Here is a 15,654-nt window from a genome sequence, read left to right as displayed (position 1 = left end):
TTGAAGCTGGGCCATATCACGCGGGCCGCTACGAGTTCACGGGCCGTTCCCGTAGCGGTTAACCGTCCGTGAACCTATGAGAGGCCTCATGCGAGCATGATCGCATACGGCCAAGCGCGAGTTCGCCCATGAAGACCCTCGCCGTGCTCTCCCAGAAGGGAGGGGTAGGCAAATCCACGATCGCCCGGCTGATGGCCACGGCCTACGCCGGGGTCGGCTGGCGCGTGAAGCTCGCCGACTTCAACGTGAAGCAGCTCACCAGCGTGGACTGGGCCGGGCACCGGCTGAAGAACGAGCTGACGCCCGAGGTGCCGGCCGAGGCCTTCGCCAACGTCAAGAAGGCGCTGACCCAGCAGACCCAATACGACCTCATGGTGTTCGACGGGAAACCCGACTCCGACACCATCACGCTGGAGATCGCCCGGGAGAGCGATCTGATCCTGATCCCGGCCCAGGTGACGCTCGACGACCTGAGCCCGCAGGTGAAGTTCGCCCACGAGCTGCTCCAGCGCGGCGTGGAGCGGTCCGACATCCTGTTCGTCCTGAACAAGACGCTCGACAGCGCGGCCTCGATCGCCGACGCCAAGGGCTTCATCGAGGCCGCCGGCTACCGCTGCGCCGCGACCGACCTGCCGGTGAAGACCGGCTACCAGCTCGCCCAGAACCAGGGGCGCGCGATCAACGAGAGCCAGTATCCGAGCCTCAACGAGCGGGCCGACGCGCTCGCGCAAGAGATCATCGACCGCTTCACCGAGCTCGCAGGGACCAAGAGATGAGCCGCCCCCGCCTGTCCGCACCGCCCCCGCCTCCCAAGGACGAGAAGCCCGCAGGCCGCCTGGCGCACGCCGTGCCGGCCCGGGGCGAGGCGCCCCAGAACATGACCACCTCGAACCAGAAGCGCTGGGTGGACCTCTCCTTCAAGCTGACCGAGGACGAGCGCGACGAGTTCATCCTCGAGGCGGCCAAGCGGAAGATGAAGCACAAGGAGCTGTTCCAGGCGGCCATGCAGCACTACCGGGACACATACCCGGTGCCCGACAGGTAGCGTCAGACCCCATTGAGCCACGCGCCCCGCGGGCGTAGCGGGTTCGCCCTTGGGGGAGTATCCTCAAGGGTGTAGCGTTGGATCATCGCGAGAAGCTCGCCGGGCAGCCGGCGTTCCAGAGGTTCGAGAAGCTGACGGGCATGCGCCTGTCCGAGAAGGAGCTCGAGGCCTACGAGCAGCGTGCCAAGGAGGGCGGCATGTCCATCCTGGAGCTGTTCGACAGGGCCTCCGACACCATCGAGCGCAACATGGCGCGGGCGCAGGAGGCGAAGAGGAGAACGCTGCATTGAGCGAGCCCTACGACCTCCTCGAGCACCACAGGCTCCAAGACGTCCTGAAGGGCGCCCGGGAGGTCCTGGCCATGATGACGCCCGAGGAGCGCGCGGCCGCGATAGCGGAGGCGATCTCCAAGGGTGTCGAGGTCGAGGTTCTGGTGGCCCGCGCCATGGGCGTGATCCTGCGCGGCTACCAGCTCGAGGAGATGGCGCGCAGCGACGTCCAGAAGGCTAAGGCAGATCTCCCGCAGGTAGGACCCAAGGGCCTATGAAAATCATCACCACTGCCGCTCTGATGCTCGTCGCCGGGCCCGCGCTCGGGTCGTCGTATGACCTTCCCCGGCAAGACGTCACCAATCTCTGCAAACGTGCAGCTATCGGCGAGTTCAAAGCTTTTCCTCCGGACGTCAAGTCGACCCCGCAGGAGAGCTATGTTGCCTGCGTTGATGGAGAGCAGGTAGCCTATGACTGGCTTAAGGATCGCTGGCCGCCGCTCTCGGAAAATTGGCAAGCGGATTGCCGGCGTGAAGCAGGAAATACTCTCTCGGGAGTTTATCGTGTGATGCGTGTCTGCTTGGAGAAGAAATTTGCGGTCCGCGATGAGAACCTACGCAAAGATCGGGAGCGTGAAGCGGCCCAACCCGTGATGCCCAAGAAAGAGTTCCGCTACTGACACCCAAGGCTCGCATGGTGACGCCCGGTTTAACCAACATCCAGGCTCCTTGAGCGTCGGTTACGCCTCGCTAACGGACGCAATCTAGGGTCGGTCTTATCCAGTCTGGATGGGCCTGATGGTTGTCATCTTCGCGATATTAGGGTTCTTGCTGTTCGTCTCCGGAACAGTCCACGCAATCCGGGCGCACGCTGACGGACGCGAGAACTATGCGACGGCATGCGGGGCGTTCGCGCTGTTCGGCCTCGGTCTGGTCATCGCTCCCATGTTCATGAAGCGCCAAGCAGTCGTGCCAGAGGCGGTCGCGGCTGCGCCAGTCGTCTCGGAGTTCGAGGTCAAGCAGGCTGCGAAGATGGTCGCGCGGCAGATGGGTGAAGCTGCTGTGCGCAATGCGCTACTGGAGCCCTCGTCCGCTCGTTTCAGCAGCCAGATGGAGGTGCTTGCGCAGGGTGGCTTCTACGTCGCCTGTGGGATGGTCACGGGTCGCAATAGCTTCGGCGGATTTGCGCCCATGAAGCGCTACTATGCAATCGGACCGTCGGCCATGGTGGAAGGCGTCGAGCATGACGCGGCCTTCGAGAACGACTTCCGTAGCTACTGTCTGCTGCCTGACCCGTATCGCTGACGGGGCGTCTCCCAAGGATCGTCCCAAGGATGGATCTGGGAGCAGTGAGGGGACCCGAGGCATAGCCTCCGAGGGCGCGCCAAACCCCTAGGACTTCGACTGTGGCGCAGGATCTACAGTGGCTTTTCCGCTACCCTCCCCTAGTAGTCGACGTCTGTGGCAAACATGCTACGTATCCACCGCGCAACACGGCGGCGCATGATGTAGTGGAGGCGGAAACCTTCTTCGTTCATCTCGGCGATATCTTGAAGGGTCATCGTCTGCTCCGTCGCTCTGTTGATGACTACTTGTCGCACGCCCCCGGGGCGGTTGCAAGTCAGTGCTGACTTATGCACAGGAGGGAAAGCGTGCGAGGGAAGCTCACCGGCAGCGTCCGCGTGCGGGTGCTGCCCTTGTTGCTCGCACAGGCTCGGACGCGCTGTGCGAGCTCCTGGTGCGCTTAGAGCGCGATGTCGAGGGCCTTGCACAGCGCCTTCGTGGTCTTGTTGCTCAGATCGACCGTGTAGGCGACTTCGTTGCGGTCGTCACGGATCTCCTTGAGAACGTTGAACATTTGCAGCGCGTTGATGGAGGAGCTCGACTGGGTGTCGGCGGTGTTGCTCGCGATGTTCTTGCCGTAGCGCACGATGTGTTGCGCCTTAGCCGCATCGACCTTCAGATCCAGGCAGAGCGCGCTGTGGGCGTCGCGGTGCGTCATGCTCAGCTCCGCGCGGGTCAGCGCGATAGCGGTGCGGAGCAGCGTGGCGCTGTAGGCGTTCAGCGTCTCGGCTTGGGCAGCGGCGCGAGCCACGTTCGCGACCTTCTGGGCGCTGTAGACGTTGAAGCGCTTGTTCTTGCGCTCCTGGCGGTTGATGAAGTTGGCGTCCACGCTGGCAGCGAACATGAACTTGGTGACGTGCTCAGAGGCGAAGTCCTCGGCGAGACCCTTCAGGGTCTTCTGGATGTTCGTGTTCTCGGGGTTCTGCTCCGTCTCGTAAGCAGCGCGGGCGGCGATCGAGGTGGCGAGATCGGCGGTGTAGGCGGCGAGGGCTTCGTTGTTCTTGGTCATGTCTGTGTCTTTCTCTGTGTGTCGTGATGACTTCTGTAGAATACTCGGGGGCGGCGGGGGAGCAAGCGCTTTCCCGAGGAAAATCAGCGGGGACTGATCTTTTTTCGCCGCGTGGAATACTTGTGCATGGGATGGGAAATCTGTGAGGTCGGCTGGAAAGCCACTCGACGGGCGCGCGGATCTCCGCGGAGACGGGTGTGGCTGGGAAGCCATGTGGCAACGCAGCCGCCACAGTGGCGGTAATGCCGCCACACCCCGCCTCCCATGGGGTCCCATGGGGCGCCGCGGCCTGCCATGGGGTGCTCGCCGGTATGGGTGCCTGGCCGTTCCTGGAAAATCCTAATGGGCCGAGTCTGCCCGGATCGGCACCATGGACCGAGACGCCCATGGCGCACCAATCGCGAATAACGGCCCGTGGGCGGCCATGGAGCCCCTCGGACGACCGTGGACAGCGCCGGAGCGGTCCATGGGGCTCCACGGGCCAATTCTCGCGCTTCCATGGAAGAGGCCCGGCAGGAGAGAAGGGGCACCCCGGGATGGGATGCCCCTCGGCCCGTCTCGGGCGCGCGTGTCTCGGTGTCAGCTAGGCAGCGTAGGCGAACAGGACCTCCTCTAGCCGCTTGGTGATCGGGGCGTCGGTGAGGGTGAAGGTGGGGTTGCGGCTCGACCCCTCCCTGCGCACGACTCCGAGGGTCTCCAGCGCCTGCATGGTGCTCGACGCTTGGGTCGGGGCCGTGGAGGCGCTGACCGTGTGCCGGAGCAGGTGCTTGCGGATGGCGAGGTCGACGTGGACCTTGTCCGAGGCGCACGCCTTGGCGATCTCGCCGGTGAACGGGATGCCCGCCTTCCGCATCTGGAAGAGGCTGACCATGCAGGCCCGGTTGATGGCGTTGGAGACGACCCCGTCGGCCAGGCCCTTCACTGCGTCCGCGACCTTGTCGACGGCGTAGACGTTGTAGCGGGAGCCGTCGTGGAGCGTGCGGTTGATGAAGGCGGGATCCACGTTCGCCGCGAGCATCACCCGGGACGTGTCCTTCCACATCAGCGCCTTGCGGACCTTGTTGAGGGTCTTGTGGATGTTGTGGGCGCTGCCGTGCTTCTCGGTCTCGAAGGCGGACCGGGCGTCGATCGCCGCGGTGATCTGGGTGGTCATGCCTTGGACCATCAGCTCGTCGTGGGACAGCATCAGGGCGCGGAAGTCGACGTCGTTGGCGGCGACGGTCTCGGACACCAGGTCCTCGAGCTCCTGGGCGAGATCCAGCGCCGGCTCGGGCTGCACCTCGAGGGTGGACAGCGCCTGGTCCAGCTCGTCGAGCCCCTCGGTGGCGAAGGTCTGGGCCAGGGACGCGGCGCGGTCCTCGTAGCGCATGTGGTCGGTGTAGTCGCTGACGTGCTGGGCGAAGGTGCCGGCGGTGAGCTGGGCGGCGATCTTCTTCGAGGTCTTGCGGGCCATCTGTCGAACTCCTTGTCTGTGTGAAGCACTGCGCTTCGTTTCGACAAGTATTGTTGTAGATGCTCCACAAGCCGGGTGCTAATGGGACGGCATGGCGGCGAACAAGTCGCGTCATCCCCTTGGATATTCATAATTCATCAGGTTGTATAACATCATGGCGCAGTTGGCTGTGCTCGATCGGTTAGGTTGCCGTCTCACTAAAGATGCGTAGAATGGGCGGCGAGACGCTTTATCTGTCTTGCATTATAGACATGGGAATTGTCGGCGGTCTGCCGCAACATAGGGAGAAGGTATGTCGCTATTCTTCTTCGACATTGATGGAGAGATAAGTTCACGTGACCGTGTTGGCCGCGAATTGTCCGATCGCTACAGCGCTTGCCGCGAAGCCGTCGGTCTCGCGATGGAGAATGCGATGTCGGGTGCTCACCTGTCAGGTGGTAGCGAGGCCATCGTGCGAGTCAGGCGTGCCGATGATGAGGTTGTCTGCACGGTCACTCTGACCTGCCGTATCGAGCCGGCCTAGCCGCGGCGATCGATGATCTGACCGCCTGGTAGGTGCGTCGGGCCGTCTATGGGAGAGCCGGATGCCCAACTCCCAATTCGCCATCGGCCTGTAAGTTAATACCTACTCTGTAGAGGTATCTCTAATCTCAGGAAATCCGAGTTGGATATCCAACGGTCCGGGGTATCCACGGGACCGGCCCATGGAAGGCCGCGGCTCGATATGGGAACGGCCCGGTCCACGGAGCGCCGAGGCACGGCATGGGTTGCCATGGACCGGTGCCTGAAGGGGTGCCTGGCCGTTCCTAATTTCCAGATCGGCCCCGGATCGCCCGGTGACGCGGCAAGGTTTCGGATTTGGTGCGGGAGGGAAGATCGGGTCGCCGCGGCCGCGGTGGGTTTCTGCGCGCGTTTCCCTCTCTTTGCCCCTCCCTATAGAGCGTGCCCCGTTCAGGCCCTTACGCATGCAGACCTCTAGTGGGGATCGCATAGGCTCTTACACGCTCGCACTGCCCGGGCTGTGTCTGAGCTACGTGCTCCCTCTCTAGGGGGATCGCTTCTGCGCGCTGGTGAGACGTGTCGCGTGCTCGTGCGCTGATTGTGTGCATTCGCTTGATCCCGACGCTGTGCGCGCTTCTCACGCGATCCCTGTCTGTGCTCCTCCCGTTTGTCCGAAACCGTGCAAAATCGCCCGTTCGCCGGACAAGCGGGGGACATCTAGGGGACACCAGGGGGACATTGAGGGGACAAAGCCCGCTTGGTCGTATTGGACGCCGAGGGGACGCTTAGGGGACGTTCTGTCCCTTAGATGTCCGGCTGTAGACCCAGCCTCGGTCCGAATATGCTTCGACGAAGACGCTCCCCGACGGCTAGGTCATCCTCCTGCGTGACCTCGTTGGTGCGGACTGAGTTGCCCTCCTTCAGCGCCTCTTTGAGCTGCTCCATCTGGCTCACTACCTCCCCGAGCATGCGCTTCGTCTCCTCCGGGTCGATCACCTTGTCGGGCATGAGGAGGGGGTGATTTGCTCTGAGCATGCGCTCTTCGGACAGGCGCAACGCGCGGTCGATGATCCTGTCTCGACTTGGCAGGCCTTCGGTGAGCCTGGAGATCGAGTAAGGACTTGCGGCCTTGGCATCGCGATCCGGGATCCACTCAAGCTGATCTAGGATCACCGCGATGGCGTGATCCACGAGGCGCTGATCGAGGGCGTGGTGCTCGAACACCTCCCGGATCCGCTCGGGGCTCATGGGCGTCAGGCTCATGTCGATCTCGCTCTTATGGGGCCAGGTTCGCCATAGCTTCCCAGTCCTCGGGGTAGAGTTCCTCGCCCCGCTTGAACTTGTCGAGCAGCGGCCGGGCGAGCTGCATCACCGTCTTGCGCCGCTCGGGTGGGATCTCCGCGATGATGGCGTTGTGGTCGTGCTTGACCACGATCATGTCCCAGATCGCCTCGCGGATCTCCTTGATGTCCTCGCTGTGCGTGAGGACGTGGACGATGTGCTCGCGTTCCCAGCTAGCCATGGTGGTTCCCTCTGAGCCTGACTGCCCGGGTGATGATGGCCTCGGCGTTGGGTAGGCCGTCGACCAGCGCCGGGATTGCGTAGGGGCTGGTGGCGCGGCGCCTGGGCTTCTCCAGTGCCAGAGCCGTGAGCGCGCGACGGAGCGCGTAGTCCGTCAGGCCCGGGCTGCCCGTCATCATCATCTCGCGGAGCCTGGTCGCGGCCGGTCCGTGGTCAGGGCCGGTAGAAGCCCGGGTCCCAGGGTGAGAAGACTGGCTCATGGGTCGTCGTGGTGATCCCGGAGACGTTCTCGGTGTAGAGGCAGTCGCGCAGCGGGTGGCCCTGCACCTGGACGCATTCATAGCCCACGGGTCGCTTCACGACCCTTACCGTGGTGCCCTTGCGCAGGACCATGCACAGCCTTCCGCGCTCCAGGGCCTCCAGGTTGTTGGTCTGCGCCCAGATCCGGTCGGTGGTCAGCCGGTCCTTGGTGCGTCGGGCGACCGTGAGGTTGTCGATGTCCTGCCAGAACTGGCAGGCGACCTGGTTGCGGGTCAGCGTGTGCGGGCCGGCCGCTTCCAGGGCTCCGGTGCGAGGAGTGGCCTCGGCTGCGCAGGGCAGGCCCAGGGCGGCCGCGAGGGCTATGTGAGCGAGCTTCATGCCCTCTGCATAGCCCGGGCCTGTAGGGGCTTGCTACGATCCCTTGCGTCTCGTGAGAGCGGCCAGAACATTGATGGCCAGCGGCACCGACACCTCGGTCCGCTCCATGTCGAAGGTGTCGCCGGTGAGCGCCTTCAGCTCCTCGATCAGCCCGGCAGGTCCGTGCATGCGCTCGAAGGTCAGCCCGTAGAAGTCGATCTCGTCCTTCGGCAGGCCTGACAGCCGCAGCAGCTCCTGGAAGGCCTGCTCGTCCGTGAGGGCGAGCGAGGTCCTCGAGGGATCGCGGTCCGGGGAGAGCAAGGCCTCGTTGTAGATCCGCTTCACCGCGATCATGGACACGAAGTCGGTGGCCTCCCGGTAGGCGTCGACCAGGCTCTGCTGGTCATCCTCGTTGAGGCCGATCTCGGCGCCGAGAGCGCGCAACCCCACCATGCTGATCGGAGGAGAGGTGAGTGGCTCAAGCGTCACGCCCTGCACCGTGGCCGGCTCCGCGGCGGAAGCAATGGGGATGGGCCGCACGGCCGGCGCGATCGGCTTAGCCTCGTTGAACAGGTCGGTCACGGTGCAGCGGATGGTGGCGAGTTCGTAGCCGCCCGGGCGCCAGTTGCGGTGCGCAGGCCGCATGGAGGCCAGCCAGACGGCCCGGTGATCGACCTGCTCCTTCCACTCTTGCCGCGTTCTGACGCTGGGCGCCGCATTCCAGGATCGGCGCTTCGCCTTCTCCCGCGCACGGAAGCGACGTTTATCGTCCCTTTCCCGCCTGTTGGCTTCGCGGTCGAGGAGCCACTTGCCGGCTGCCTTAGCGATTTCGACAGCCACGAAGCCCGCACCGATCGAGAGAGGTTCAACCGACATCAGCGCCCACTGAATTAGAGACGGGACAGTCTTCGGTAACGGCTCAGCCGCTGCTCAGTTCCAGGCGGTAGATCTCGCCGTCGACCATCTCGACGTGCCAGCCGAGCTCCTCAAGGGTGTCCTGGGCCAGCTCCTCGGGCAGGACGTGGTCATTGACCCGTCCGGCCATGGCCTGCTCCACGTCCCGCATCTCCAGCACGGACGGCTGCCCGTGCTTGACGTGGTGCTTCTCGATGATGGCGAGCGCCTGGACGAGAACCGGGGCGGCGATCATCCCTCGAACTGGCCTTTGACCGACGGGCGAAGCGGCAGAGGCACCTCGTGGACAGCGATCTCGTAGGTGTCGCCGGTGATCGCCTTGAGCTCCTCGAGCAGCGGCGCTGGGCCGGTGAGCCGCTCGAAGGTGAGATCGTAGTCGGCGATCTCCTGCTCGTCGAGCCCCGAGAGCCGCAGCAGCTCGGCGAAGGCCTCTTGCTCGCTCACGGCGAAGGAGGTGGCCAGCGGTTGCCGCTCGGGGTCGAGGTCGCGGCTCTCGCGGTAGCGCGAGACCAGGTAGACATCCGCGTGGCTGAACAGGCCCTCTTCCGTCTCGGTCCGCCGCAGGAGCAGTTTCTCGACGAGAACGGGATCTAGGTTGGGCGCGGGCGGCACCTTGCTCGGCTCGTCGCGCTTGATGCGGACCCGGCCGTCCGGCCCACGCAGCACGCCGAGGCCATCGTCGATCTGCCGGTAGATGCCCTGCATGAAATCGCCCCAGCTCTCGCCGCGGCGCAGCTCGTCGGCCTTGGCGAGGCTGGCTTGCACCTCGTCCATGTCGAGGTCCACGCGGGCATTGGCGACCATCGCGTGCTCCAGCTCCTTGCTGATCGGGACGCGGACGGGCTTCGAGATGTCCTGGATCTGCCCATCGACGATCCGGACGTCGTAGAGGAGCGACAGGAGCGCGGCCCGCGCCAGGTCCAGGGGCTTCTTGATCGGGTGCGGCCAGGTTAGGAGCCGCCTACGGATCTCGGAGAGGTCCGCATCGCCGAGCATGTGGTCCGCGTGACCTTCAAAGTTCTGGATCATGCGGTAGGCGTCGCTGATGACCTGCATGTGAGGCCCAGGGCGCTCGGTTGTCATGTCGGCTCGCTCCAGATCAGGGCTTCGTCGGCAGGGTATCAGGATATTCGCGCTTCTCGATGAGCAGGTAGGCTTCGAGGACTGCGTTCACGAGAAGCTGGGAGGGCGCCTCGGCGCAAGCCTTCTTCACCTCGCCGATGATGCCCATTCCGTCCGTCTTCGAGCCGACCAGGTGATGCTCGTGCCGGTTGAGGACGTTGAGCCCGGTCCACATACCCAGAAGCCAGTGGCTGCCAGCGTTCTCCTGCGCAGGCGATGACAACCAGGTGGCGCAACTATCGTTGCCCTTGCCGTTGACCCGGTATTCCTGAGCCTGAGCGCCCGTGGTGGCGAGCAGCAGGGCGGTGACGATGGCGATCTTGCGCATGGTTCTCACTCGTCGTCGAAGGTGGCGTGAGTCGGCTGGAAACCGCGCGGCAGCGGATTGAGGGCATCCTCGAGGCCCCAGAAGCGGATGTGATTGTCGGCTTCCTCGATCGTCATGGTCTCGCCCCGCTCGGCGGCCCGACCGATCACCAGGCGCCGGGCCGTGGCCCACTGCCGCTCGTGCTTGTCGGCAGCGGCCCGTGTCACCGCGTAGGCGGCAAGATCACCCAGGGCGCGCTCGGCCCGGTTGCGCAGCGCCTGCGGGGCGAGCGCGTAATCGTCGGCGATCTCCACGAGGGCCGTCTCCAGCTTCTCGCCGGCGCCGAGCGCGCTGCCCAGTTCCTCGATCGCGGGGATGAACTTGTCGGTGGTCACGGCTGGGGCACCTCACCGAGGGCGGCGCGGGCGGCGCTGATCGCCGCGTCCAGGTTCTCCTCCTCGGGCGCCCCGTCGGCGAACACCTCGGCGGCCCGGAGCAGGGCCCGCAGGGTCTCGGCGCTGATGGTGACGGTCTCGGGCATCTCGCTCTCTCGTGTGCTTCGATGCTCAATTTCTAGCTGAGCCATTCGCGCTTGTGCGCGGCACCGGATGGGATCGAGCGGGCAAAAAGAAAGGGGCGGCCCGAAGGCCGCCCCCAACTAGTAGCGTGTCAGTGCTGACTGCGCTCAGTTGTTGTAGATGTAGCCCAGCGGGCCCTCGGTCGTGGTGCCCTCGCAGCCCGGATCGTTGGACGCGAAGTGGTGGTTGCCAGCCCAGCAGCGGTAGATCGCGTGGGTGTTGGCCTCCTGGTTGTTGAACACCTCCGCGGTCACGCCTAGGTGCTGCTGGCCCTCGCAGCCGGCGTCGTTCGACAGGAAGTAGTCGGCGCCGGTGAAGCAGGAGTAGAGCTTGTGGGTGGCAGCGGTGGCGGCGACCAGACCGCGGCCGAGCTGGAACTCAGCGTTGAAGCCCGGGCCGGCGTAGCCGGACGTCACCTTGTGGACCTGGCCGTTGTAGTAACGGACCAGCGGCGCGAAGGGGTCGTCCTTGTTGAGGATCGAGAACGTCAGCTTCCAGGTCGTCGGCGAGGGATCGCCACCGGCGAAGAAGATCTGGATGTTCGGGAAGAACGGCGTGATGTTGCCCGACGGGTCGCGGTTGAAGCCCGGCGAGTGGTTCAGGTAGAAGCCGGTCTGGTCGGTGTTGAGCTGGCCCAGCGGGGTCCACTGGAACGGCTGGCCCGAGAGGACCTGCGAGATCGGCATCTTGTAGAGACCCATCTGGTAGGTCTCGCGGTCAGGGTTGTTGACCTTGTCCTTGCACGGCTCGGCGTTGCAGTTCCGACCGGGCAGCGAGGACATCATGTAGACGTCGCCGGTGTTGTAGTCGTAGCCGAAGTCCGAGTTCGGGCCGATGGACGTGCCGTCGGTGGCGCGGGCCGGGAGACGGACCGGAGCCTCGAAGTTCACGCCGTTCGGGGTGTGACGCACGAAGATCTGGGCGAAGTTCGGATCGGCCGGCACCGAGGTGTCGGTGGTGAACACGAACAGGCTGGACTGACCGTCGGCGTTGAAGGTCGAGGGCTGACCCAGGCCGTAGTTGTTGGAGGCGTCGCCGATCGGCTTCAGGATGGAGTCGCCCTGCCAGTCGACCCAGTTGATGCCGTCGTTCGAGTAGGCGAGGCCGAGCTGGTTGTTGTTGCCCGGGAGGTTGTTCGCCCCCGAGTAATACATGATGTGGGTGTAGTGCTGGCCGTCCTGCGGGTTGGTGAAGTTGCCGCGGATGACCGACGGGTCACAGGTATAGGCGCTGTTCCACGCCTGACGCGGGAAGAGGACCTGCTGGATCGGGCCGAAGCCGGCGCCGGTAGCGGTGCGGTGGTAGATGACGTCCGTGGCGCCCTGGCCGCACCACCACACGTCGGTCGTGCCGCCCGTGTTGATGATCGACGGCGCGTAGTTGTAGCCCTGGGGCCGCACGTCGTTGTTGAACCAGGCGTTTCCGGCCGGGCCCTGCCACGAGGCAGAGGCGGGCACAGCGGCACCGGCGAGCGCAGCGAGCGCGATACCGCCGAGCACGAGCTTCTTGAGCATGGACTTCACGTAGTTGACCCTTTCAAGCTGGACTAAGTCAGTGCTGACTGCTCACTCGGAGCAGAGCACGCCCTTCCGAACACCGTAACGACCCGCTCAACAGCAGTATCGCACACGGTGTGGGAAGCTCTCTGATCGCGTCGCTCAGTGCGTCTCGATCACTTTTTGAACTCTATTCTAGTAAGTCAGCGCTGACAAGCGACAATTTCGAGGAGGCTGCGAAAAAAATCACTTGCGGCTGACTCTGGAATAGCTTGCCGACCGCGCTAGTGCTCCAGCGCGTGGCGTTACGCCTTGCCGCCCTTGGTCGCCCAGGCGATGAGGGCCGGAAGATCCTCGATGGCGTGCTTGTCCTTGAGAGCCGCGTTCGGCTTCACGGTCAGGCCCACGAGTTCTTCCTCATCGACCATAACCAGCTCACCCGTGTTCGGGATCCTGAACGCGAGCCCGCCTTTCACCTGCTCGGCCGCCTCGTAGGCGTAGGCGTCGCGGTTGCGCAGGAGCAGCATGGCTCTGTCGATCATGCCCTTGTGCTTGGCCGGATCGAGGAGCAGCGCCTTGGCGACGATCTCCTTGGTGATGAGCCTCATCGACGGCGTCTCCTCTTCTGACGTTGGGTCCGGGCCATCAGTGGGCGCCGGCCTTGGTGTTGCGGAACCCGTCCTGGGCGAGCGCGTGCTCGGCCCGGTAGGCGTAGACCATGCCGGCGAACACCCAGATCTCGTGGTTGGGCAGCTCGGGGTCGATGGTCTCGCCCCTTGATGCGAACCGCATCCAGACGCCGGTCCGGCGCTCCCAGCCGGCGTCCACCGCGGCGACCTTGTCGTGATGGTCGTCGAGCCCGTTCACCGCGGTTTGGAGCTCGCGCACGGCCCCGGCGAGGTCGCCGCCCTCCCAGTTCGAGAGCACGGCGCGGGCGGCGAGGTAGAGGCTCTCGTTCAGGCCGCCCAGCGCGTCGCCGCGCTGGAGCCCGATCATGTGCAGGACGTCGGTGCGGTCGTGTGCAGCGGACTTCGGCGTCATGGCTGTCTCCTCTTGCGTGTCAGTGCTGACTGATAATACGTTGTAGCGCAATGGCTTAAGGGTGTGTCTGGAACGTCTAGGCGGCTGAGCGGAGCCGCATCTGGGTGTCGTCCAGGCCGGACCAGCGCCGGATCACCCGCAGGCGGTAGGCGGCGTAGAGGTGCTTGAGGTGGTCGGCGCAGCTCTTGGCGAGCGAGGAGCGGGCGAGCGGCGTCCAGTCCTCGCCGGCGCAGCCGATGCACTCCAGCCGGTCGTTGAGAAGCTCCGCGTTCTCGAAGCAGTGGCACTTGGCGCAGGCGAGGATGGCCATGTCAGGCGCTCACCGTATAGGCGTGCTGGGCGTGGTCGGATGTAATTAGGCGGATCCGGTCGCCGACCGATGGGAGAAGGTGTGTCATCGCTGACTGACTTCCTGTGTGCGCGTTGTCTGCTCTGACAACGTAGCTGCGCAGCACGAACGTGTCGGCTGGGGCTGTGTGGCAAGTCAGTGGTGACTGAACTCGGAACGCCCGTCAAGCCCTGCTCGGTCCGGATCGTGGCACGGTGCGCCCGGGATATCCGGTGCCATGGGCCTGTAATTAGAAGTATAGATAAGTAGTATATTAGTAATTACAGGCCGATGGCATTGGGAAACCATGGTTCCGGGGTGGAATGCCGTGCCGGCTACGCTTGCGGCTCCCCTGCCCTCTTGATTTCGGGCGCAGAAGCGCGATTATCTAATGGTCACTCCGGGCGCTGTGGCAAGACAGCAGCCCGGGAGTGGGCCGGGAGGCCTCGTGAACCTCCCGACCCTTTCAGTGGCTAGGTCAACCGAGCTGCACGCGGAGGGCTAGTAGCAAGCTGGTCCTCCGCACTCGTTTGAACACCACCGAAACGCGGATGCGTGGAACGAGCCACACCATCGTTGCCTCCTGGGTTGCGATCGGCGTTGCCTACGCCTAGGGCACCCGGCGGCTTACCGGGCACGGGACCTTGCCGTCCTGCAATTCACGCTCGATCACTCGCGATTGATTGCATGACTCAAATAAACACGCAAGTGGAATTTGAAGGAGCAAAGAATGTCCCGAAACGGGACAGTCGTAGTTTCGTTAATTGTCCCAAGATGGAACAGTAGTAGTTGGGTCAGGACCGGTTGCTCATTCCAGCTTGGAAATCATGGGTGCGAACCACGGTTCACGGTGTCGCCAGCCCTTGGAGCGCACGAACCGCACCCAGCCGGCCGGCTCGGGGTAGACGGTGTGCCCTCCCCTCCTCCCGCATCCCGAGCAGCGCATCCGGTGGCCGACCTGGTTCATGTCGAGGTCGTCGGGCAGCCGCAGCGCCATGGGATTGACCTCGACCGTGTGCTTGCACCGCGGACAGCTTGCCGAAAGGGCGAGACGCGCCTCGCGCACCTCGCCCAGCAGGATCGGGGGAACTGGATCTCGGCCCATGCGGTCTAGCTAGGGCATCGAACAGACCATGAACATCGTCCGAGGCGACAGTTTGGTGGCCAAATTCGCGACGTCAATTTGACGTTGTATTTAGATATCTTTGGCAAGTTTGTCGCGTATCATCGGGACAGGTCATGCGCGTCTTTTTGACAACCCTCACCGTCACTTTCGCGGCTTTGTCTTCTGCCTATGCAGTAGAGTTTACTCCGGCCGAACGATTGAAACTCCAGCCTAGTGCGATGGAAGGTCCTTCATTGGACACCATGGGGCTTCGCCCCGGTATGGATTTGAAAGATAGTCTGAAAGCCATTGAAGCCGAATTTGACCAAAACGATAAAAACCAGCAATATAAGACTAAAACGGAGTCGTTTAGCTTGAAGTCAAAGGGAGTCGAAATAAATACAACTCAGTTTGTTAGCGGTGTCTATATATTGTCAACGTGGTATTTGCCGCCTGGAACTCCGAGCCCAGATAAAATCTCTGGTATCTCGTTGCAATTCTCTTCTCCAGCAAGCGGCAATAAACTCATGTCGATTGCCCGCGATATTTATTATAAAGATCCGAATCGCGCGCCCACCAAAGATCAAATTCATAAGATGCTGATTGATAAATATGGAAAGCCCTCACTCGAGGAGTGGAACGAAGGCATCAAAACAATTGCGTTTGCTCGTTCTTCCGGCAGATACGTGAAATGTGAGAATCTTCTGGACTGCACTGTCGCGTTGCCCCAATATGAACTCTCTAATTATCAAGGAGGCGGGTTCTCGGTCGGAAATAAGGCTGATTATTTGCTTCGGATCTCGATTGATCGCAACAATTATGATATGTCAGGCACCAAAGTTGGCGCCATACATATCAAATTGTTCGACAAGACCGTAGCGGATCGGGCAGCCCAAGCGGACATCGCCGCGCTTGTGGAGAAGGCCAACGAGGTCGCCGCAACTGCACCGGCGGTAGCTCTGCCAAAGTTCTGAGTAACCGGTGACTCTTCGAGCAGCCGCAA

24 protein-coding genes are annotated in these 15,654 nt (G+C 63.4%); 8 read left to right on the top strand and 16 right to left on the bottom strand.

Going from position 1 to position 15,654, the window contains the following annotated elements; translation table 11 throughout:
* Window positions 1-128 precede the first annotated feature (128 nt).
* The 6 genes from LXM90_RS30975 (at window position 129) to LXM90_RS30950 (ending at window position 2,618) form a co-directional block, all read left to right on the top strand.
* Window positions 129-776, top strand: a complete 648-nt coding sequence (locus LXM90_RS30975) for a ParA family protein (RefSeq protein WP_234083557.1) — start codon at window positions 129-131, stop codon at window positions 774-776.
* Window positions 773-1,045, top strand: coding sequence for a hypothetical protein (locus tag LXM90_RS30970; protein WP_234083554.1), 273 nt, complete (start codon window positions 773-775; stop codon window positions 1,043-1,045). The genes LXM90_RS30975 and LXM90_RS30970 overlap by 4 nt, the downstream gene beginning before the upstream one ends.
* A 77-nt stretch (window positions 1,046-1,122) precedes the next feature.
* Complete coding sequence (locus tag LXM90_RS30965) at window positions 1,123-1,335, top strand: hypothetical protein (RefSeq protein ID WP_234083551.1); 213 nt, start codon at window positions 1,123-1,125, stop codon at window positions 1,333-1,335.
* Window positions 1,332-1,592 carry a hypothetical protein gene (locus LXM90_RS30960; protein ID WP_234083548.1) on the top strand — a complete coding sequence of 87 codons (261 nt, stop codon included), beginning with the start codon at window positions 1,332-1,334 and terminating at the stop codon, window positions 1,590-1,592. Before LXM90_RS30965 ends, LXM90_RS30960 begins: the two co-directional genes overlap by 4 nt.
* On the top strand, window positions 1,589-1,993 hold the full coding sequence (locus LXM90_RS30955) for a hypothetical protein (protein ID WP_234083544.1): 405 nt from the start codon (window positions 1,589-1,591) through the stop codon (window positions 1,991-1,993). The genes LXM90_RS30960 and LXM90_RS30955 overlap by 4 nt, the downstream gene beginning before the upstream one ends.
* Before the next feature lie 118 nt (window positions 1,994-2,111).
* Window positions 2,112-2,618 carry a hypothetical protein gene (locus LXM90_RS30950; RefSeq protein WP_234083541.1) on the top strand — a complete coding sequence of 169 codons (507 nt, stop codon included), beginning with the start codon at window positions 2,112-2,114 and terminating at the stop codon, window positions 2,616-2,618.
* Between the two features lie 439 nt (window positions 2,619-3,057).
* On the opposite strand, the gene LXM90_RS30945 is transcribed toward LXM90_RS30950, so the two are convergent.
* The gene (locus LXM90_RS30945; RefSeq protein WP_234083538.1) at window positions 3,058-3,666 is read right to left on the bottom strand and encodes a hypothetical protein; all 609 of its coding nucleotides are present in this window, start codon (window positions 3,664-3,666) and stop codon (window positions 3,058-3,060) included.
* Window positions 3,667-4,249: 583 nt separating this feature from the next.
* Complete coding sequence (locus tag LXM90_RS30940) at window positions 4,250-5,119, bottom strand: hypothetical protein (protein WP_234083535.1); 870 nt, start codon at window positions 5,117-5,119, stop codon at window positions 4,250-4,252.
* 292 nt (window positions 5,120-5,411) lie between these two features.
* On the opposite strand from LXM90_RS30940, the gene LXM90_RS30935 reads away from it, so the two are divergent.
* Entirely contained in the window at window positions 5,412-5,642 is a 231-nt protein-coding gene (locus tag LXM90_RS30935) for a DUF6894 family protein (protein WP_234083532.1), read from the top strand.
* Window positions 5,643-6,424: 782 nt separating this feature from the next.
* Here the strand turns inward: LXM90_RS30935 and LXM90_RS30930 are convergent.
* From LXM90_RS30930 to LXM90_RS30865, 14 genes are all read right to left on the bottom strand, one after another.
* Window positions 6,425-6,883, bottom strand: a complete 459-nt coding sequence (locus LXM90_RS30930; RefSeq protein ID WP_234083529.1) for a hypothetical protein — start codon at window positions 6,881-6,883, stop codon at window positions 6,425-6,427.
* Between the two features lie 13 nt (window positions 6,884-6,896).
* The gene (locus LXM90_RS30925; RefSeq protein WP_234083526.1) at window positions 6,897-7,142 is read right to left on the bottom strand and encodes a hypothetical protein; all 246 of its coding nucleotides are present in this window, start codon (window positions 7,140-7,142) and stop codon (window positions 6,897-6,899) included.
* A 212-nt stretch (window positions 7,143-7,354) separates the two neighbouring features.
* A complete protein-coding gene (locus LXM90_RS30920) occupies window positions 7,355-7,780 on the bottom strand; it encodes a hypothetical protein (protein WP_234083523.1) in 426 nt (141 codons plus the stop codon).
* 33 nt (window positions 7,781-7,813) lie between these two features.
* Entirely contained in the window at window positions 7,814-8,635 is an 822-nt protein-coding gene (locus LXM90_RS30915) for a hypothetical protein (RefSeq protein WP_234083520.1), read from the bottom strand.
* Window positions 8,636-8,678: 43 nt separating this feature from the next.
* Window positions 8,679-8,909, bottom strand: a complete 231-nt coding sequence (locus tag LXM90_RS30910) for a hypothetical protein (RefSeq protein WP_234083517.1) — start codon at window positions 8,907-8,909, stop codon at window positions 8,679-8,681.
* Complete coding sequence (locus tag LXM90_RS30905) at window positions 8,906-9,757, bottom strand: hypothetical protein (protein ID WP_234083515.1); 852 nt, start codon at window positions 9,755-9,757, stop codon at window positions 8,906-8,908. Before LXM90_RS30905 ends, LXM90_RS30910 begins: the two co-directional genes overlap by 4 nt.
* Before the next feature lie 16 nt (window positions 9,758-9,773).
* Window positions 9,774-10,124 carry a hypothetical protein gene (locus LXM90_RS30900; RefSeq protein ID WP_234083512.1) on the bottom strand — a complete coding sequence of 117 codons (351 nt, stop codon included), beginning with the start codon at window positions 10,122-10,124 and terminating at the stop codon, window positions 9,774-9,776.
* Window positions 10,125-10,129: 5 nt separating this feature from the next.
* Window positions 10,130-10,498, bottom strand: coding sequence for a hypothetical protein (locus LXM90_RS30895; protein ID WP_234083509.1), 369 nt, complete (start codon window positions 10,496-10,498; stop codon window positions 10,130-10,132).
* The gene (locus tag LXM90_RS30890) at window positions 10,495-10,644 is read right to left on the bottom strand and encodes a hypothetical protein (protein ID WP_234083506.1); all 150 of its coding nucleotides are present in this window, start codon (window positions 10,642-10,644) and stop codon (window positions 10,495-10,497) included. Before LXM90_RS30890 ends, LXM90_RS30895 begins: the two co-directional genes overlap by 4 nt.
* A gap of 144 nt (window positions 10,645-10,788) precedes the next feature.
* Window positions 10,789-12,195, bottom strand: a complete 1,407-nt coding sequence (locus tag LXM90_RS30885; protein ID WP_234083503.1) for a hypothetical protein — start codon at window positions 12,193-12,195, stop codon at window positions 10,789-10,791.
* Between the two features lie 287 nt (window positions 12,196-12,482).
* Window positions 12,483-12,785: a hypothetical protein gene (locus LXM90_RS30880; RefSeq protein WP_234083499.1), complete on the bottom strand. Its 303-nt coding sequence runs from the start codon at window positions 12,783-12,785 to the stop codon at window positions 12,483-12,485.
* A 37-nt stretch (window positions 12,786-12,822) separates the two neighbouring features.
* Window positions 12,823-13,218 (bottom strand): hypothetical protein, encoded by a 396-nt coding sequence (locus LXM90_RS30875; RefSeq protein WP_234083496.1) that lies wholly within the window; start codon window positions 13,216-13,218, stop codon window positions 12,823-12,825.
* A gap of 76 nt (window positions 13,219-13,294) precedes the next feature.
* Entirely contained in the window at window positions 13,295-13,528 is a 234-nt protein-coding gene (locus LXM90_RS30870) for a hypothetical protein (protein WP_234083494.1), read from the bottom strand.
* 826 nt (window positions 13,529-14,354) lie between these two features.
* Window positions 14,355-14,543 carry a hypothetical protein gene (locus tag LXM90_RS30865; protein ID WP_234083492.1) on the bottom strand — a complete coding sequence of 63 codons (189 nt, stop codon included), beginning with the start codon at window positions 14,541-14,543 and terminating at the stop codon, window positions 14,355-14,357.
* 242 nt (window positions 14,544-14,785) lie between these two features.
* Between LXM90_RS30865 and LXM90_RS30860 the strand changes: the two genes are divergently transcribed.
* On the top strand, window positions 14,786-15,625 hold the full coding sequence (locus LXM90_RS30860) for a hypothetical protein (protein ID WP_234083490.1): 840 nt from the start codon (window positions 14,786-14,788) through the stop codon (window positions 15,623-15,625).
* Window positions 15,626-15,654: the final 29 nt, after the last annotated feature.

This window comes from Methylobacterium oryzae (assembly GCF_021398735.1).
GTDB lineage: Bacteria > Pseudomonadota > Alphaproteobacteria > Rhizobiales > Beijerinckiaceae > Methylobacterium.
Note: the sequence above shows the minus strand (reverse complement) of the source record. Positions and strands in the feature narration are given on the sequence as shown.

Coding starts and splice junctions, on each gene's coding strand:
- LXM90_RS30915 (WP_234083520.1), bottom strand. CDS start 8,635: ATGTCGGTTGAACCTCTCTCGATCGGTGCGGGCTTCGTGGCTGTCGAA.
- LXM90_RS30860 (WP_234083490.1), top strand. CDS start 14,786: ATGCGCGTCTTTTTGACAACCCTCACCGTCACTTTCGCGGCTTTGTCT.
- LXM90_RS30925 (WP_234083526.1), bottom strand. CDS start 7,142: ATGGCTAGCTGGGAACGCGAGCACATCGTCCACGTCCTCACGCACAGC.
- LXM90_RS30970 (WP_234083554.1), top strand. CDS start 773: ATGAGCCGCCCCCGCCTGTCCGCACCGCCCCCGCCTCCCAAGGACGAG.
- LXM90_RS30870 (WP_234083494.1), bottom strand. CDS start 13,528: ATGGCCATCCTCGCCTGCGCCAAGTGCCACTGCTTCGAGAACGCGGAG.
- LXM90_RS30900 (WP_234083512.1), bottom strand. CDS start 10,124: ATGCGCAAGATCGCCATCGTCACCGCCCTGCTGCTCGCCACCACGGGC.
- LXM90_RS30865 (WP_234083492.1), bottom strand. CDS start 14,543: ATGGCGCTGCGGCTGCCCGACGACCTCGACATGAACCAGGTCGGCCAC.
- LXM90_RS30950 (WP_234083541.1), top strand. CDS start 2,112: ATGGTTGTCATCTTCGCGATATTAGGGTTCTTGCTGTTCGTCTCCGGA.
- LXM90_RS30885 (WP_234083503.1), bottom strand. CDS start 12,195: ATGCTCAAGAAGCTCGTGCTCGGCGGTATCGCGCTCGCTGCGCTCGCC.
- LXM90_RS30940 (WP_234083535.1), bottom strand. CDS start 5,119: ATGGCCCGCAAGACCTCGAAGAAGATCGCCGCCCAGCTCACCGCCGGC.
- LXM90_RS30905 (WP_234083515.1), bottom strand. CDS start 9,757: ATGACAACCGAGCGCCCTGGGCCTCACATGCAGGTCATCAGCGACGCC.
- LXM90_RS30875 (WP_234083496.1), bottom strand. CDS start 13,218: ATGACGCCGAAGTCCGCTGCACACGACCGCACCGACGTCCTGCACATG.
- LXM90_RS30930 (WP_234083529.1), bottom strand. CDS start 6,883: ATGAGCCTGACGCCCATGAGCCCCGAGCGGATCCGGGAGGTGTTCGAG.
- LXM90_RS30920 (WP_234083523.1), bottom strand. CDS start 7,780: ATGAAGCTCGCTCACATAGCCCTCGCGGCCGCCCTGGGCCTGCCCTGC.
- LXM90_RS30935 (WP_234083532.1), top strand. CDS start 5,412: ATGTCGCTATTCTTCTTCGACATTGATGGAGAGATAAGTTCACGTGAC.
- LXM90_RS30955 (WP_234083544.1), top strand. CDS start 1,589: ATGAAAATCATCACCACTGCCGCTCTGATGCTCGTCGCCGGGCCCGCG.
- LXM90_RS30945 (WP_234083538.1), bottom strand. CDS start 3,666: ATGACCAAGAACAACGAAGCCCTCGCCGCCTACACCGCCGATCTCGCC.
- LXM90_RS30890 (WP_234083506.1), bottom strand. CDS start 10,644: ATGCCCGAGACCGTCACCATCAGCGCCGAGACCCTGCGGGCCCTGCTC.
- LXM90_RS30910 (WP_234083517.1), bottom strand. CDS start 8,909: ATGATCGCCGCCCCGGTTCTCGTCCAGGCGCTCGCCATCATCGAGAAG.
- LXM90_RS30975 (WP_234083557.1), top strand. CDS start 129: ATGAAGACCCTCGCCGTGCTCTCCCAGAAGGGAGGGGTAGGCAAATCC.
- LXM90_RS30880 (WP_234083499.1), bottom strand. CDS start 12,785: ATGAGGCTCATCACCAAGGAGATCGTCGCCAAGGCGCTGCTCCTCGAT.